We start from the raw sequence: 16,582 nt of genomic DNA, 5'->3' as shown, positions 1-16,582 counted from the left end.
CTCCTTACGGGCGAGTTGGAGTTTCGCCCACGCTTCTCAATAGTTTGGTTCTTGGCCGGTATAAAAAACTCCCCGCACTCTGATGAAGAATACGGGGAGTTTTATCAAGCTAGCAAAGCTAACCGAGTTGAATTAGCGGCGGTTCTTCTCGTCGCCCTCAACTACGATTTCTTCCTTGCGAACTTCACCGGATACGCGCTCGGTGTCGTTGTGGACTTCCTTGCCCACAGACACGCGCTCGGTAGCAACGGTCTCGGTGGAAACAACGGGGCGCTCCTCGTGAGCGGTCACGGTAACGTCAGCCTGTGCTTCCTTGGAGTCGAAGTCGTAGCCGTCTACAACCTTGCCGTCCTTGATGTCGGTGCGCTCAACGTGAATCTCTTCGCGACGAACGGGAACCTCAACGGTCTCGGTGTCGCTGTGAACAACCTTGCGCAGACGAACCTTGCCGGTTTCGCGAGCGGAGGTGTTGGTGGAAACGTTCAGGCGCTCCTCGTGAGCCACGACGTCGCCATCACGGTTCAGGTCAGCGTCTGCACGGTTGCGGTCAGCTGCTACGCGGTCGCGGTCAAGGTCAGCATCGCGGCGGTCGGTATCGCGACCTGCAACACCTGCGGTGCCCGCTACGCCAGCGGTACCTGCGGCAGTGCCAGCGTTGCGCTCGGTGTACTCACCGTTGTTGTAGTTAGCACCGTTGTTGGAGAGTGAGTAGTACTCGTAGAGACGCTGCTCTTCTGCGGGTGAGAGTTCGCCATCTTCAGCGATGTTCGGAGCGTCCTTAACGTATTCCTTGGTGAAGGGAACAGTTACATCGTCGCCATTGAACTTCGCCTGGTTGACGGGAACGAAAGACTCGTTGGTACCGAACAGGCCGGTGTTTACGGTAACGAAAGTGGGCTCTGAGGTATCAGCGTCAACGTATACAACGCCAACCTTACCGATCTTCTCGCCGTCCTGACCGTAAACAGTGGAGTTACGGAGCTGCTCGACAATGTTGTTGTTAGCCATCGTGGAATAACCTCTATTTTCTGTGATTACTTCTTTTACTGACACGCGGATCGGAGCCTTTTTGCTTCGATCCTTGACGCATCGACCACCACAATCATAAGCAGGCTCAATATCTAAAAACAAGCCTACTGAATAAATTAGCCACCCTGCTTATCAGTGATTCAGCTTACTAAAATACCCGCCACCCCCTGCAAACACAGGGTTGTGGCGGGCATCAACAGCTCACAAAAAGATTTTTATTTTTCTGCAACCACCAGCGTGTCTTCCTCCACGCTGGCAGCCCCCATCTTCAGCAGAGGCTCGATCATGGTTGCCAGATCTTCCATAGAGTCGTCCACCTCAAGAGTGACCGGGTACTGGGCAACCAGCAGGGAAAGCACCTGCATAATGGCCTCCCGGGCTCCGGGGTAGTCAAAGTCGTAACCGATCAGAACCTCCGTCGCGGCATCGTCGGGAATCTGAAAATCAGGGGAATCCTGCTCGAAGGGGCGGTAGCTCACCGCAAAGGCTTTAATATCGCCCTTCTTGCCCTCGCGACGAGCCTCAATAATTTGATCCCGTAGCACCACGGCACCGAGCGCCTCTGCCTCATCTGAGAGGAAGAGCCTGTTCACCCTGCCAATTGAAATTTCAGCCGGAGGATCCCACTGATGCGAGCGACGGTAGAAGTCCCAGAATTTTTTAGTCAGCTCAACCGAGCCGGTTGCAATATCTTCAATGGCCTGGGTCGGTTGGTCGTCGTCATTAATGCGTAGCGGCACCGGGGGCACCGAGCCTGCCTCCACCCGCACGGTGCGTGAGCGCTGGATTTCGCGCAACCCTGAGGCTGCGGCGAAGGCAGCTCCCGATGAACCCACCGCAACTTTTGCGCGCAGGGAGGTAACTCCGGACGGCGCTGAGGCGGCTTCGGCGCGTAACCGCTGCAAGAGCTCGGTTCCCAATCCGTTCCGCCGATGGTCAGGAGCCACCTCAACGTAGGCCCACAGGTGGCGGTTGTGCAGGGAAGTCTCGTAGACGGTAGCAGCAGCCACGGGAATGCCCTGGTGTTCTGCCACCAGGGTGCGGCGCCAGGGGGCCTCGTCTGAATCTACCGCCAGCATGGTACGAAACGACTGCTGCGGACCGTTTTCAACGTCTGACCACACCTGGAGCAGGGCTAGGTCATCACCCTCTTGCCAGGGACGGAAACTAAAATCGCTCAAAAATTCTCCTTAAAAAGAGACGGGGCTTCTTCTTTCTGCCATTATACGGGGGCTAGTTTTAGCCCCTTCTAAACACAGACAATCGCAAAGTTTATTCCCGATTCTTCCCAGGTTTACAACAGATGAGTAGCATTAGCTTTCCAGGTAGAAAAGCTCTGACAAGGAAAAATATTTAAATTTGAGTTCTAGCCACTTTTTCTTTGCCCGCTAGACAAAAGAGGCAAAGACCGAGTTCATAAAGCACCCCTAGGCTCAGGAATATGACTTCACCGTTTGCGCACAAGCCCACCCTCACCGGACAACTGGTAGAGCTCCGCCCCTTTGACTTAGCAGCAACCGACGCCATGATAGAAATTCTGGCCGAGCCCGAGGTCATGGCTAAGACCGGCTCGGTCTCCTCAGACGAAGAAAGCACCACCCACCGCTTCAATGAACAGCGCCTGCGCTCCTGGTACTGTTCGAGAAATGCCCAGACCGACCGCCTCGATTTGGCGATTTTTGACCTTGCCCACCAGAACTACGTGGGCGAGACCGTACTCAACCACTATGACCCCCACAACCGCTCGGCCAACTACCGCATTGCTATCGGCGCCAGCGGCCAGGGCCGTGGCCTGGGCACCGAGACCACCCAGCTGATTGTGGACTACGGTTTCGAGCACCTGGGGCTGAACCGGATTGAGCTGGAAGTTTTCGAGTTCAACACCCGCGCCCGCTACGTCTACTCCTCCTGTGGTTTCGTGACCGAAGGACGACGCCGCCAGGCGCTCTTCTTCAACGGTAACTTCCACGACTCCCTGATTAAGTCGATTATCCGAAGCGACTGGGAGGCATCAAGACACACAGATGCCCTCAGCACCGATTTCAAGCTGGCAGTAGCCCTCTAGGAAAAAGCCCAGCCGCCACGCACAAAGCCGCCCTCCCCGCGAACGGGGAGGGCGGCGTCGTCCTGAAATAAAAGTCAGAAGAGACTAGCCCAGCAGCTTATCTGCCAGGTAAGACTTCACCTGATCCAGGGAGACTCGCTCCTGGGTCATGGTGTCTCGCTCGCGGATAGTCACAGCCTGATCCTCGAGGGTATCGAAGTCAACGGTGATGCAGAAGGGGGTGCCGATCTCGTCCTGGCGGCGGTAGCGGCGGCCAATCGCACCGGAAGTATCGTAGTCAACGTTCCAGTTCTTAGTCAGTTCAGACTGGAGCTTCTGGGCGGTGGGAACCAGCTCTTCCTTCTTAGACAGGGGCAGAACCGCGGCCTTGACCGGAGCCAGGCGGGGGTCGAGCTTGAGCACGGTGCGCTTGTCTACGCCGCCCTTGGTGTTGGGAGCTTCGTCCTCAACGTAGGCGTCTACCAGGAAGGCCATCATAGAGCGGGTCAGGCCGAAGGAGGGCTCAATCACGTAGGGCACATAGCGCTCACCGGAGGCCTGGTCGAAGTATTCCAGCTTGGCGTTGGAGTGCTTGTTGTGTACACCCAGGTCGTAGTCAGTGCGGTTAGCAACACCCATGAGCTCGCCCCAGGGGTTGCCCTGGAAACCGAAGTTGTACTCGAGGTCGATAGTACCGGCTGAGTAGTGGGCGCGGTCTTCGGCGGGAACGTCAAACTTGCGCATGTTATCGGGGTTAATACCCAGGTCAACAAACCAGTTCCAGCAGTCATCGACCCACTTCTTGAAGTGCTCATCAGCCTCGCTGGGGTGCACAAAGTATTCGATTTCCATCTGCTCGAACTCGCGGGTACGGAAGATGAAGTTACCGGGGGTAATTTCGTTGCGGAAAGCCTTACCGATCTGACCGATGCCGAAGGGGGGCTTCTGGCGGGCGGCAGTAACCACGTTGTTGAAGTTGACGAAAATACCCTGGGCGGTTTCGGGGCGCAAGAAGTGCAGGCCCTCTTCGTTGTCTACCGGGCCCAGGAAGGTCTTCATCAGGCCCGAGAAGTTCTGGGGCTCGGTCCACTGACCCTTGTTGCCACACTTGGGGCAGTTGATGTCTGCCATGCCGTTCTCGGGCTGCTTGCCGTGCTTGTCTTCGTAGGCCTCAATTAGGTGGTCCTGGCGCAGGCGGGTGTGGCAGGAAAGGCACTCTACCAGCGGGTCGGTGAAGGTTGCCACGTGGCCCGAGGCCTCCCAGACAGCCTTGGGAAGAATAATGGAAGAGTCCAGACCCACCATGTCTTCACGGCCGCGCACGAAGGTCTGCCACCACTGCTGACGAATGTTTTCTTTCAGCTCAGCACCCAGCGGGCCGTAGTCCCAAGCCGAGCGGGTACCGCCGTAAATTTCACCCGCCTGAAAGACAAAACCGCGGCGCTTGGCCAGGGTGATGACGTTATCAAGGGTGGACTTCTCTGCCATTATTACTCCTTAAGCCCCGCCGCTGGATACGGCGTGCAGGGGTTGATTTCTGTCTGTGCGCCAGGTCTTCTTCAGCGCGCTATCAAGCGTACCGCATTCGGCTTTTTCCAACAGCCTATAGACTTGCACCTATGAGTGATATTGAAGAAGTTTTTATTCGAGATGAGTCCATTCGCCTGGGCCAGTTTCTCAAGCTGGCCAACCTGGTGGAGAACGGGGTGCACGCCCGCGAGCTGATTCAAGACGGCCTGGTTAAGGTCAACGGCGATATTGAGGAGGCCCGCGGCAAGCAACTGCGCCCCGGTGATACGGTGTCGCTGAACGGTATCACCGTGCGCGTGGTACAGGAGGAGTTTTAGGACGCCGCGGGGGCGAGGATTCGCCGCTCGATAAAGTCACTGACGTGGTTTAGTTCCTCGCCGGAGACCGAGTGCGCCAAGCCCGGGTAGAGGTGGAAATCCAGATCGACAGTACCCGGTAGCCAGCTGTCGGTGAAGGCCACTAGCTCGGTGTGGATTACCGGGTCTGAATCGCCGCGGCCGTAGAAGAAGGGCAGCTTCTTCTCGGTCAGTTCGGTATTCCTATAGAAGTCGCTGTCTGACTCCACCACAAAGCCGGAAAGCCCAATTACCGCGTGAATGAGATCGGGGCGGCGGCGGGCTACCGAAGAGGCAATTGCCATACCCTGAGAGAAGCCCAGCAGGGAAATACTGGCGTAGGTGTCTTTGATTTCTTTGAGGTAGTCCACCACGTAGTCGGTGGCAAGTTCCACGCCCAGGGTGTCTGTTTCGGCGGGAACCCTTCCGCCGGTCAGGGGCCACCACTGATAGCCCATGGCTGAACCGGGGATCACGGCACTGGTTGCGCTATCGGAGTCGCGGAGGGCGCCCACGGGCTGGGGTGCCCTCATAGAGATATAGGTGACGCCGCGCCGGGGCAGGTACTGTACCAGGCCCAGCAAATCGCGTTCGTGGGAGCCGTAGCCGTGAAGCAGCAGCACGGCGTGGGATTCGGGGCGTTCTTCGGGGCGGTTGGAGTATTCGATCGTATAGGTCATGGTTTCATTCTCGCCTATCTTCTAGGCGCCCGCCATCAGGTAGCCCACCGACCGTGCCAGGCGCTCGTCCTGCTCGGCAAAGGCTCGCCGCAGCAGCGCCTCAACCTGGTCTGTCTCAATGAGAAAGCCGTCGTGGCCGCAGGGGGACCGAATCGCGTGGGCCTCAACGTTGCCGGGAGCCTCGGCGGCTATGATCATGGACTCGCTGGGGAAAAAGAGGCGGTCGGTATCGACGTAGGCAATCAGCCAGTTGCAGTGGGTTCGCCCCAGGGTTTGTTTGAGGGTTCCCCGCCCGCGGGTCACGTCGTGGGTCATCAGCGCCTCGTTAATCGCCAGGTAGGAGTTGGCGTCAAAACGGTGCACAAATTTCTCGGCCTGGTGGTCGAGGTAAGACTCCACCTCGTAGCGGCCCCGGCTGGCGTTGAAATCTGCCAGAGGTTTTTCCTCCCCCTGGGGCTGGCGGCCAAAGCGGTAGTTGAGCTCGGGGGCTGACCGATAGGTGGTGTGGGCGATACGCCGGGCTATCCCCAGGCCAGCAACCGGCCCCTCGCTACCGTAGTAGTCTCCCCCGGCCCAGGCCGGGTCTGAGCGAATGGCGAGATTCTGGGTCTGGGCCCAGGCCAGCTGGTCGCCCGTGGCAGAGTGCCCCGAAGCCACCACCGCGCAGCCCTCCACCAGCTCGGGGTAGGTGGCAGCCCACTCGATAGAGCGCGCCCCGCCCAGGGAGGCTCCAATCACGTAACGCAGGGAGCGAATGCCCAGCTGGTCGAGAAGAATCCGCTCGGCCGCCACAGAATCACGAATGGTAATCTGCGGAAAACGGGAGCCGTAGGGCTTGCCGTCTGGGGCAGGCGATGAGGGCCCGGTGGAACCGTAGCAGCCACCCAGCATATTGGGTGCCAGCACAAAGTAACGGTTGGTATCAATCACGCAGCCGGGGCCAACAATCCCCGCCCACCAGCCCTCGTGGCTGGCAGCTACGCGGGCGGCGTCGTCCATCTCTTCAGTCACCACCCCGCGCGAGACGTGGGTATCGCCGGTCAACGCGTGCAGCACCAGAATCACGTTGTCGGCAGTCTCGTTCAGCTGCCCCCAGGTCTCGTAGGCAAGGGTCACATCAGGTAGCACCTGCCCGTTCTCCAGGGTGAGCTCTCCTATACGGGCGTATTTGAGCACGCCGTCTGCGCGCGGGCCGGGCTGCTCTAGCGGAAGGGGCTGGGCTGTCATCTGAAGCTCCTGTACGACTAAAAGGGGGTGAACGGGGAGAGTCTCAAAACGCCACTACGCCCCGATCTGCCCAAGGCAGGTCGGGGCGCCCAAAACGGGGTTAGCGGATAGCGTCGAAGCCGAGTTTGAGGTCAGCCAGAATATCCTCGATGCTCTCAATTCCCACTGAGAGACGGATAAAGGCGGGGTTAATACCGATCGCTTCGAGCTCTTCCACCGATGACTGCGAATGCGTGGTGGAGGCCGGGTGCACCGCCAGCGAGCGCACGTCGCCGATATTGACCAGCAGCGAGTGCAGGGAAAGTGAATCCACGAACTTCTTGGCGGTGGCGGCGTCGGCGTTTTTAAGGGTGAAGCCGAGGACGGCGCCGGGGCCGTTGGGAATGTACTTTTGGGCGAGCTCGTAGTAGGGGGAGGACTCGAGGCCTGCCCAGGTAACGGACTCCACGTCCTCGTGGTTTTCGAGGAATTCTGCGACCTTGCGGGCATTTTCGATGTGACGTTCAATGCGCAGAGAGAGGGTTTCCAGGCCGATTGCGATGTTGAAGGCGTTGGTGGGTGAGATGGAGGAACCCAAATCACGGAGCAGGGAAACCCGGGCCTTGAGGATGTAGGAGAGGTTGACTCCAAACGCGCCGTCGGCACCCAAATCGCGGGCGTAGACCAGGCCGTGGTAGCCCTCGTCAGGGGTGTTGAAGAGGGGGTACTTTTCGGGGTCTGCGCCGTAGTCGAAGTTACCGGAGTCTACAATCACACCGCCGACTGAGGTGCCGTGGCCGCCCAGGTACTTGGTGGCGGAGTGAACCACCACGTCTGCGCCAAACTTGATGGGGTTGAGCAGGTAGGGGGTGGGGATGGTGTTATCGACGATTAGGGGCACGCCTGCCTCGTGGGCTGCGGCCGCCACGTTTTCAATATCGAGCACATCGCCCTGGGGGTTGGGCAGGGTCTCACCGAAGAAGGCCTTGGTGTTGGGGCAAACCACGGCCTTCCACTGCTCAATGTCCAGGGGGTTCTCCACGAAGGTGGTCTCAATGCCCAGGTTGGCCAGGGTGTACTTCAGCAGGTTATAGGAACCGCCGTAGAGGGAGGGCGATGCCACAATGTGGTCGCCTGCACCGGCGATATTGAGAATTGAGTAGGTGGTGGCTGCCTGGCCCGATGCCAGAAGAAGGGCTCCCACACCACCCTCGAGAGCGGCAATACGGTTTTCGACGACTTCCTGGGTGGGGTTATTGAGGCGGGTATAAATCGGGCCCAGCTCAGACAGAGCAAAGCGGTTGGCTGCCTGCTCTGAATCCTTGAAGACGAAGGAGGTGGTCTGGTAGATGGGTAGAGCTCGTGCGCCGGTTGCAGGGTCAGGGCTCTGGCCCGCGTGAATCTGCTTGGTTTCAAAACCCCAGCCGTCGGGGTTTTCGGGGGTGGGTACGGTCTGGTTTGCACTCATGCTTTGCTCCAATATCTTGTTCGGTGTTGGGGCCGCATGCCTGAATCTTCCGGTGCTCGTTATCTACTCGGAAGGGTTCACGATGTTCCTCAGAAGATTCTGGAGCATCGTCCCCGCGCTTGCACAGAACGGATGAACTGTGCCCGGTCTTCACCCAGGGCACCCCACCGCGAGTGGAGGGTTGCCGGCCAGTAAGCTGGGGCTTATCACTGGCTCTCATGACCTGTGAAACAGTCTAGTCGGGTCGTGCCCGAACCGGTCAAGGGATAACTTTTTATTTCACGCTGGCGTTAAAGCGCGGTCACATTTCTTCACGCAGGCTTTCGATAAAATGGTGGGAATCATTCCCCAGCTCGAAAGGCGAATCATGGATAAGAATCTTCCGCAGACAGCCAAGGTTGAGTCTGAACGTATTTTTCACGGTGACGTTTTTGTGGATTCTTACGAGTGGCTACGGGATAGGGAATCTGAGGAGGTTCTCTCCTACCTCCGTGCCGAAAACGACTACACGGCTCGGGTCACCGCAGACCAGGAACCGTTGCGAGAGACTATCTTCCAGGAAATTAAATCGCGGGTGCTTGAAACTGACCTGTCTGTTCCCACCCGCGTTGGAGACTGGTGGTATTTCACCCGCACCATTGAGGGGGAACAGTACCCGGTCTACTGCCGGGTGGCTGCCCTGACCGAAGGCAGCGTTGAAGAGCGGTTCACTCCCCCGCAGGTTGAGCCGGAGCAGACTCTCTCCGGTGAGGAGGTTCTGCTTGACTGCAACGACTTTGCCCGCGACCTGGACTTCTTCTCTCTGGGCTCTTTCCAGCCCTCCCTCTCGGGTGAGCTTTTGACCTTTGGTGTTGATGACTCCGGTAGCGAGCGCTATCGGCAGTATTTCAAAGACCTCACCACAGGTGAGCTGCTCGATGACCATCTGGACAATATTTTTTCCGGGGCCTATCTGACGCCGGACGCCGCCGGGCTGGTTTACTCGCTGGTGGATGACTCCTGGCGGCCCTATGAGGTTCGTCTGCACACCATAGGGTCTACCGAGGCAGACCGGGTGCTCTTCACCGAGAAAGATCCGGCACTGTGGCTAGAATCTTCACTCTCTGAAGACCGCTCCCACCTGGTGCTGACTTCCTATTCCTCCGAGTACACAGAGGTACGCCTGCTAGCCCTGGATGCCCTCGAGGAGCCCGCGCGTCTAGTGATTGATAAAAAGCAGAGAATTCAGTACGGCGTTGAGCCCATCACCATCGGCGGGGAGTCCTACCTGCTGATTCAGCACGACCATGAAGCGCTGAACTCAGAACTTGTTCTCGCCCCCTACCCTGCCGGGGAGTCTTTCGAGGACTACCGTACCCGCTGGCTGCCCGTGATGCCCCACCGCAGCGACGTCCGCATTGAAGGCTTCGCCCTCACCGCCGACCACCTGGTGGTCACCGCCCGCCAAGACACCACCGTGAAGGTCTTCCTGACCGAACTGAACCAGCTGAGCAGCCTACTCGCCTCCGAGTCGGCTGCGGGCTTGGACTTTAGCGAACCCGCCGGGTTTTTCGAGGAAATCTACACCACCTCGGTCATGTCTACCAGCATTGATTCGCCGGTGGTGCGTATCCTCTACACCTCCTGGGTCACGCCCACCCAGATATTCGACTACTTTCCCCGCAGCGAATCTCTGAACCTACGCCGGGAAACTCCGGTGTTGGGCGGCTACAATCCGGGCGACTACACCGCCTACCGTATGTGGGCCCCCGCCCGTGACGGTGAGATGATTCCGCTCTCTATCATCCACCGAGCTGACCTCGACCTCGAGACCGAGCACCCCCTGTTCCAGCATGGTTACGGCTCATATGAGGTTTCCATGGATCCTTACTTCTCGGTAGCCCGCCTCTCGCTCCTCGACCGCGGCGTCATCTACGCCGTAGCCCACATTCGCGGCGGCGGAGAGCTGGGGCGGGACTGGTATCAGCAGGGCAAAAAGCTCAAGAAGATTAACACCTTCACCGACTTCATCGATTCCACCGACTTTCTGAGCCAACGCCGCTGGGTTGATGCCAACCGCATCGTGATAGAGGGTGGCTCAGCCGGCGGTCTGCTCATGGGCGCGGTCGCCAACATGGCACCCGAAAAATACAGGGCGGTTATCGCCGAGGTTCCCTTTGTCGACGCCCTGACCACGATTCTTGATCCCGATCTGCCGCTGTCTGCCCTGGAATGGGAGGAATGGGGCAACCCGATTGAAGATCAGCAGGTCTATCAGTACATGAAGTCCTACTCTCCCTACGAGAACATTCGCCCGGTCACCTACCCCGCCATTGTTGCTATTACCAGCTTCAATGACACCCGGGTGCTCTACGTGGAACCCGCCAAGTGGATAGCGAAATTACGGGAAACCGTTACGGCAGATACTCCCGTTCCCCTGCTTAAAATTGAGATGGACGGCGGCCACGGCGGCGGCTCGGGCAGGTACACCCGCTGGAAGGAAACTGCCTGGTCCTACGCTTTCGCTCTCACCCACCTTCTGCCAGACGCACCGAAGTGACGAGGTACCATGAGCCCTGATAGCCCCCACTACCGTGTGGTGCACTCGCTTGCGCCCAATCCCCCGCACGAAGAACTCTCTGCCCTGCTCAGCCAATCTCCCTACCAGGAAATGTGGATGCAGTTTGTTCAGCGGCGCCGAAGTCCGGGAATCAGCATACGGGCCGTAGCCACTTTTATGGCCTATGAGCTCTCGGACGCCGCGGGGCGAGAAATCAGCCCCAACCAGCTTAAAGATTCGGTGCGGCGGGCGCTTTCGGGTGAGGTGATGACAGACCGCATCATCAACAGGTTTATCTCGGCCTTTGGCTTCTCTGAGGCAGAAACCGAAAGGCTCTGGAAATCGGTGGTCTACCACCGCTATCTCAGTAATTCGGTGGTCACCAGTGCCAGCGAAGAGCGCAAGGAATTTGACCGCAATCGCGAATACACCACCCTTGACCAAACACTGACCTTCTATGGCGACCGGTACGGTTTTGGTAAATATTTTGATGTCTCTGAGACTATCGTTTCTGAGATTGATGGTTTAGAGGCGATCAAACCAATTTTTGAAGGCTATGACGTCAAGGTGGACCTACTGGATGGCGGTAGCATCCGCAGGATTGAAACCATCCACGACCGCGCGGTGGAAGACGCCCATAATAAGCTACTCAGCCCCATCATTGTGCCCGAGACTCCTCTCAACAAGGGTGAAATTCATAGAATCCGCACCTGGGTCTACGTGAAAAACACCCTGACCGAAGACGGCCGACTGACCAACCACGTGGGCGTGGGAGCCTCCGATAAGCCCAAGTTCAACGTGACCACCATCGTCCGTTTCGATGAGCCTCCCCAGGATATTCACCACTGTATCTGGGATGACAACGCCTACGAGCTGCCGATTATCGATGAGGCCCTGCCCCAGGGCAGAACCCACTACTCCATGCACTATTCCATGATTCACAAGGCTTTTTGCGGCTTTAGCTGGACTATCGTTCCTCCCGAAGATTTTGAGCAGGACCAGGAAGCATGACTCTACCGAGCCCAGTAGAAACAGAGAGGAGCAACCGGTGAACGAGACCACGCAACAGGCCGCCCAGCAGATAGCAACTCTTCTTGCCGCCGAACTCAAGACTGAAAAATGCCGTAAAATCTGGGCTCAGTACCTACCAGCTAACATCCCCGATGATACCTCGGTGATCAGCTACCGGGCAGTTGCTCGTGCCCTGGCCCATACCGAACATGCCCGCTACGGCACGTCGTCTCAGCCCAACCGCTACAAAGACAGGGTGCGCCGGGCACTGCTGGGCCAGAGCATTACCGTGGAGACCCTGCATCTTTTTGCCGACTGCTTTGGCATGGATAGCTCAACGGTTCGCACCATGGCCGAGCTACTGACCTCGGGTACCGAGACCCCGGTATACTCAAGCACCACCACCAACCTGCGCTATTCCATCACCACCTCTTTCTACGACATCTATATCGATAGAAACCTCAAGCCCCGCAAGCTTATTTGCAGCTTAGTTCTGCGTTCTCTCCAGCCGGAGTTGGACGGCGTGTGGGCACCGCAGAGCCCCGATATTAGCGATATCGAGCTCTTGCAGGGAGGCTCAGATACTTTCGATGCCACCCGCAATATGTGGCATTTTCTCTTTGACTACCCCCTGGCCGAGATGGAATCCACCGAGCTGGTCTATGCGATTACCGTAGACCAGAGCGCCGAGCAGGTAGGTCTGGCCTCTTTGCGCTGCTATCTTGAACGTGAAAACTGCTTCTTTAGGCTCCATTTTGAGTGCGAAGAATCAGCCCCTGACCAGCTGAAAGTTATCCGCCGACCCGTAGCAGAAGACACCGGGGAATGCAGGGAACAGACTTTTTTGCTCGATGTGCACCACGGGCGAGCCAGTTTTCACCTTCCCCTGGTACGAAATGAGCAAATTATCTTCGAAATAGCCCCTTAAAATTAGATAATCGACACTTGTCGTGTAAAATTAGGGGTGTCTGCGCCGTAAGCGCGACACCGACCCACATAGAATGGATACATCATCTTGTAACGTTCTCAGGCTAGGAACGGAATCAGAGGTAGGTTGAGCAACCATTTTGATTGTCGATGGCAGGCTCCCGCCCCCTGAGCACAAGATGGTCGGTAAACGATACTGTGAGCTTTTCTGGTGGCCTAGTATCAATCAACACCGAGGTGAGACTTCCCCTTCTCACCGCGCAAAGGGCCGGAACACTCTTCACAGTGTTCCGGCCCTTTATTCTTGAGCGTCAGGCGCTGAAAGCCAAAGTCTTAGCCTTCGACCCCCAGCTTTTCAAGAATCAGCTCGCGCACACGGGCAGCATCAGCCTGGCCGCGGGTTGCCTTCATAACCTGACCCACCACGGCGCCGGCTGCCTGCACCTTACCGGCACGAATCTTATCGGCGACGTCCGGCATAGCAGCAAGAGCCTCGTCCACAGCGCTGCTCAAAGCGCCGTCATCAGAGACCACAGCCAGGCCGCGCTTCTCCACGATGTCGGCGGGCTTGCCCTCACCGTCAACCACAAAGCCCAGCACCTGGCGGGCAATCTTGTCGTTGATTTTCTTGGCCTCAACCAGCTTGTTGAGCTCCACCACGGTTTCGGCAGTTGCACCGGTCTCGGTGAGTTCAACCTCGCGTTCCTTAGCGATACGGGCAATCTCGCCCATCCACCACTTACGGGCCACGGAGGCAGGAGCACCAGCGGCAACGGTGGCCTCAATGGGCTCAAGAGCTCCGGCATTAATGACATCGCGGAACTCCTCGTCTGAAAAGCCCCACTCGGTCTTCAGACGCTTGTTACGCTCGGCGGGCATCTCGGGCAGCTCACCGCGCAGGCGCTCAATCCACTCGCTGTCAGTTACCACCGGAACCAGGTCGGGCTCGGGGAAGTAGCGGTAGTCGTCAGCATCTGACTTGGGGCGGCCAGCGGTGGTCTCACGAGTGTCCTCGTGCCACATGCGGGTTTCCTGAACAATCTTCTCCCCCGCCTCAAGCACAGCGGCATGGCGCTGAATCTCATAGCGCACAGCCCGCTCTACCGAGCGCAGGGAGTTGACGTTCTTGGTCTCGGTACGGGTACCGAACTCGGTGGAGCCCTTGGGCATCAGAGACACGTTGGCATCACAGCGCACGTTACCGCGCTCCATGCGGGCATCGGAGATACCCAGAGCCTTGACGATGTCACGGATAGCCGCCACATAGGCGCGCGCCAGCTCGGGGGCACGGTCACCAGCGCCCACAATCGGGCGGGTCACGATCTCGACCAGAGGCACACCGGCGCGGTTGTAGTCCACCAGGGAGAACTCTGCACCCTGAATACGACCGGCAGAACCGCCCATGTGGGTCAGCTTACCGGCATCTTCTTCCATATGGGCCCGTTCAATATCGATGGTGAATACGGTACCGTCTTCCAGTTCAATATCAATGGAGCCATTGGCTGCGATGGGCTCATCGTACTGAGAGGTCTGGAAGTTCTTGGGAGTATCGGGGTAGAAGTAGTTCTTCCGCGCGAAGTGGGAGACCGGGGCGATCTCACAGCCCAGGGCCAGACCCAGCTTGATGGAAGACTCCACCGCCTTACCGTTGACCACCGGCAGCACACCGGGCAGGCCCAGCGACACCGGGGTGATGTTGGTGTTGGGAGTATCGCCAAACTCGTTGGGCGCTGAGTCAAACATCTTGGTAGCGGTATTCAGCTCAACGTGTACCTCGAAGCCAAGTACGGGATCGTACTTTTCCATGGCCTCTTCAAAGCTCAAAATTTCATCTGACATTACTTAGCTCCCCCAAAATCGAAATCGCGAATCAAAGATTCAGTCTCGGGCATCTGTGCCCACAGCGGTGCACCCCACTTGGTGTTCAGGGCAGCTTCCAGGCCGGCACCCACCCGGTAGAGGCGGGCATCTTCGTGGGCCGGGGCGGTGAACTGAATACCCACGGGCAGGCCATCCTCATCTGCGAGACCGGCAGGCAGAGAGATAGAGGGAACGCCCGCCAGGTTGGTGGGCACGGTGGCAATATCGCCCAGGTACATAGCCATGGGGTCAGCAGACTCGTTCTTCTCCCCCAGCTTGAAGGCGGTGGTGGGAGCGGTGGGAGACACCAGCACATCGCAGGTCTCAAAAGCCTTGGCGTAGTCGCGCTGAATCAGGGTGCGCACCTTCTGGGCCGAGCCGTAGTAGGCATCGTAGTAGCCGGCAGACAGGGCGTAGGTACCGAGAATAATACGGCGCTTGGCTTCGGTACCGAAACCTGCGGCGCGGGAGGCAGCCATGACGCGCTCGATGGTCATGGGGCCTTCCTTGGGCAGCTCGCGCAGACCGAACCGAACGCCGTCATATTTGGCCAGGTTGGAGGAAACCTCAGACGACATAATCAGGTAGTAGGCGCCGATTGCTTCTTTAACGGAGGGCAGGGAAACCTCAACGATTTCCGCACCTGCCTGCTCCAGCAGGTCTAGGGATTCCTGGAAGCGAGAGAGCACGCCCGCTTGGAAGCCCTCGCCGGAGAGTTCCTTGATGACGCCGATGCGCAGGCCCTTCAGCCCGCCCTCGGCAGCTCCGGCCCGAGCCTGCTCTACCAGGGGGCCAACGGGTTCGTTGAGGGAGGTGGAGTCCTTGGGGTCGTGGCCACCGACGACCTCGTGCAGCAGGGCCGCATCGAGTACGGTGCGGGTACAGGGGCCCACCTGGTCAAGGGAAGACGCCATAGCGATGACGCCGTAGCGAGAGATTCCGCCGTAGGTCGGCTTTACGCCCACCGAGCCGGTCACGGCTGCCGGCTGGCGGATGGAGCCGCCGGTGTCGGTGCCCAGGGCCAGGGGGGCCTGGAAAGCTGCAACAGCTACAGCGGAGCCGCCGCCGGAGCCACCGGGGATACGGTCTAGGGCCCAGGGGTTGCGGGTGACGCCGAAAGCGGAGTGCTCGGTGGAGGAGCCCATAGCGAACTCATCAAGGTTGGTCTTACCCAGAATAGGCATGCGGGCAGCACGCACCTTCTGGGTGACGGTGCCGTCGTAGGGGCTCATCCATCCCTCAAGAATCTTGGACGCCGCGGTGGTGGGCTGGCCCTTGGTCACAATAAGGTCTTTGAGGGCAATCGGCACACCCGCCAGCTCGGGCAGGGTTTCACCGGCAGCCCGGTCTTTATCAACAGCCGCTGCCACCTCAAGAGCTTCCTCAGCGTTGATGTGCAAGAAGGCGTTGAGGCCCGCCTTGCCAGCGGCGCGGTTAGACTCGTCAAGAGCAGCACCGTCGGTTGCTTCAATACGGTCTAGGTGGGCCTGGGTAACCTCTACAGATGAGACCTCGCCCGACTTCAGCTTCTCTGCCAGCTCGGCAGCGGAGAGTTTAATCAGTTCGCTCACAGTCTTAGTCCTCCACCAGAATAGCCGGTACCTTGAACTTGCCATCTGCCTCATCGGGAGCACCAGAAAGAGCTTCCTCAGCGGTCAGAGTCTCACCCACCACGTCTTCACGGAAGACGTTCTTCAGCGGAATGGGGTGGGATGTAGCCGGAATATCATCGGATACAGCCTCAGATACTGATGCAACGGACTCGACGATAATACCGAGTTCAGATGCCAGGGCATCAAGCTCGGTATCCGTCATTTCGATATGAGCCAACTGCGCAAGGTGCGCAACAGTCTCACGGTTAATGTCAGACATGGATTCTCCGTATTCGGCGAAAAGTTTTCCGCCCTCTAGTTTAGCCGTCTTTTAGGTTTGGTGCTGAGTTTAGAAGAGAAA

Annotated in this window: 14 protein-coding genes and 1 riboswitch; of the genes, 5 read left to right on the top strand and 9 right to left on the bottom strand. The window is 58.3% G+C overall.

The features are described from left to right. Positions 1–132: 132 nt before the first annotated feature. Positions 133–1,008: a PRC and DUF2382 domain-containing protein gene (locus IEV00_RS07285; protein WP_188359693.1), complete on the bottom strand. Its 876-nt coding sequence runs from the start codon at positions 1,006–1,008 to the stop codon at positions 133–135. 236 nt (positions 1,009–1,244) lie between these two features. Next, on the bottom strand, positions 1,245–2,210 hold the full coding sequence (locus tag IEV00_RS07280) for a GNAT family N-acetyltransferase (protein ID WP_229723129.1): 966 nt from the start codon (positions 2,208–2,210) through the stop codon (positions 1,245–1,247). A 260-nt stretch (positions 2,211–2,470) separates the two neighbouring features. On the opposite strand from IEV00_RS07280, the gene IEV00_RS07275 reads away from it, so the two are divergent. Continuing rightward, the gene (locus tag IEV00_RS07275) at positions 2,471–3,094 is read left to right on the top strand and encodes a GNAT family N-acetyltransferase (RefSeq protein ID WP_188359692.1); all 624 of its coding nucleotides are present in this window, start codon (positions 2,471–2,473) and stop codon (positions 3,092–3,094) included. Between the two features lie 84 nt (positions 3,095–3,178). Here IEV00_RS07275 and IEV00_RS07270 read toward each other — a convergent pair whose 3' ends face one another. Further along, a complete protein-coding gene (locus IEV00_RS07270) occupies positions 3,179–4,561 on the bottom strand; it encodes a glycine--tRNA ligase (protein ID WP_188359691.1) in 1,383 nt (460 codons plus the stop codon). A 131-nt stretch (positions 4,562–4,692) separates the two neighbouring features. On the opposite strand from IEV00_RS07270, the gene IEV00_RS07265 reads away from it, so the two are divergent. Next, entirely contained in the window at positions 4,693–4,920 is a 228-nt protein-coding gene (locus IEV00_RS07265; RefSeq protein ID WP_188359690.1) for an RNA-binding S4 domain-containing protein, read from the top strand. Here IEV00_RS07265 and IEV00_RS07260 read toward each other — a convergent pair. From IEV00_RS07260 to IEV00_RS07250, 3 genes are all read right to left on the bottom strand, one after another. After that, positions 4,917–5,618, bottom strand: a complete 702-nt coding sequence (locus IEV00_RS07260) for an alpha/beta hydrolase (RefSeq protein WP_188359689.1) — start codon at positions 5,616–5,618, stop codon at positions 4,917–4,919. The two genes, IEV00_RS07265 and IEV00_RS07260, sit on opposite strands and share 4 nt — an antisense overlap. Positions 5,619–5,639: 21 nt before the next feature. Then, positions 5,640–6,845 carry a homoserine O-acetyltransferase MetX gene (gene metX, locus IEV00_RS07255; RefSeq protein ID WP_188359688.1) on the bottom strand — a complete coding sequence of 402 codons (1,206 nt, stop codon included), beginning with the start codon at positions 6,843–6,845 and terminating at the stop codon, positions 5,640–5,642. A gap of 100 nt (positions 6,846–6,945) precedes the next feature. Then, the gene (locus IEV00_RS07250) at positions 6,946–8,292 is read right to left on the bottom strand and encodes an O-acetylhomoserine aminocarboxypropyltransferase/cysteine synthase family protein (RefSeq protein ID WP_188359687.1); all 1,347 of its coding nucleotides are present in this window, start codon (positions 8,290–8,292) and stop codon (positions 6,946–6,948) included. Between the two features lie 110 nt (positions 8,293–8,402). Continuing rightward, positions 8,403–8,516, bottom strand: a riboswitch (SAM riboswitch). Between the two features lie 143 nt (positions 8,517–8,659). On the opposite strand from IEV00_RS07250, the gene IEV00_RS07245 reads away from it, so the two are divergent. The 3 genes from IEV00_RS07245 to IEV00_RS07235 are packed head-to-tail and all read left to right on the top strand — an operon-like array spanning position 8,660 to position 12,770. Continuing rightward, positions 8,660–10,831, top strand: coding sequence for a S9 family peptidase (locus IEV00_RS07245; protein WP_229723128.1), 2,172 nt, complete (start codon positions 8,660–8,662; stop codon positions 10,829–10,831). A 9-nt stretch (positions 10,832–10,840) separates the two neighbouring features. Continuing rightward, positions 10,841–11,842 (top strand): hypothetical protein, encoded by a 1,002-nt coding sequence (locus tag IEV00_RS07240; RefSeq protein WP_188359685.1) that lies wholly within the window; start codon positions 10,841–10,843, stop codon positions 11,840–11,842. Positions 11,843–11,879: 37 nt separating this feature from the next. Further along, the gene (locus tag IEV00_RS07235) at positions 11,880–12,770 is read left to right on the top strand and encodes a hypothetical protein (protein ID WP_188359684.1); all 891 of its coding nucleotides are present in this window, start codon (positions 11,880–11,882) and stop codon (positions 12,768–12,770) included. 332 nt (positions 12,771–13,102) lie between these two features. Here the strand turns inward: IEV00_RS07235 and gatB are convergent, their stop codons facing one another. Genes gatB through gatC form a run of 3 tightly spaced genes read right to left on the bottom strand, consistent with a single transcriptional unit; the run spans position 13,103 to position 16,501 of the window. Beyond that, positions 13,103–14,608, bottom strand: a complete 1,506-nt coding sequence (gene gatB / locus IEV00_RS07230) for an Asp-tRNA(Asn)/Glu-tRNA(Gln) amidotransferase subunit GatB (protein WP_188359683.1) — start codon at positions 14,606–14,608, stop codon at positions 13,103–13,105. Further along, positions 14,608–16,200 carry an Asp-tRNA(Asn)/Glu-tRNA(Gln) amidotransferase subunit GatA gene (gatA, locus tag IEV00_RS07225; RefSeq protein WP_188359682.1) on the bottom strand — a complete coding sequence of 531 codons (1,593 nt, stop codon included), beginning with the start codon at positions 16,198–16,200 and terminating at the stop codon, positions 14,608–14,610. The genes gatB and gatA overlap by 1 nt, the downstream gene beginning before the upstream one ends. A 4-nt stretch (positions 16,201–16,204) precedes the next feature. Then, positions 16,205–16,501 carry an Asp-tRNA(Asn)/Glu-tRNA(Gln) amidotransferase subunit GatC gene (gatC, locus tag IEV00_RS07220; RefSeq protein WP_188359681.1) on the bottom strand — a complete coding sequence of 99 codons (297 nt, stop codon included), beginning with the start codon at positions 16,499–16,501 and terminating at the stop codon, positions 16,205–16,207. Positions 16,502–16,582 lie beyond the last annotated feature (81 nt).

Origin of the sequence: Rothia aerolata, from assembly GCF_014635585.1 — a bacterium.
GTDB classification, from domain to species: Bacteria; Actinomycetota; Actinomycetes; order Actinomycetales; family Micrococcaceae; genus Rothia; species Rothia aerolata.
This window is presented reverse-complemented; position numbering and strand designations above follow the sequence as displayed.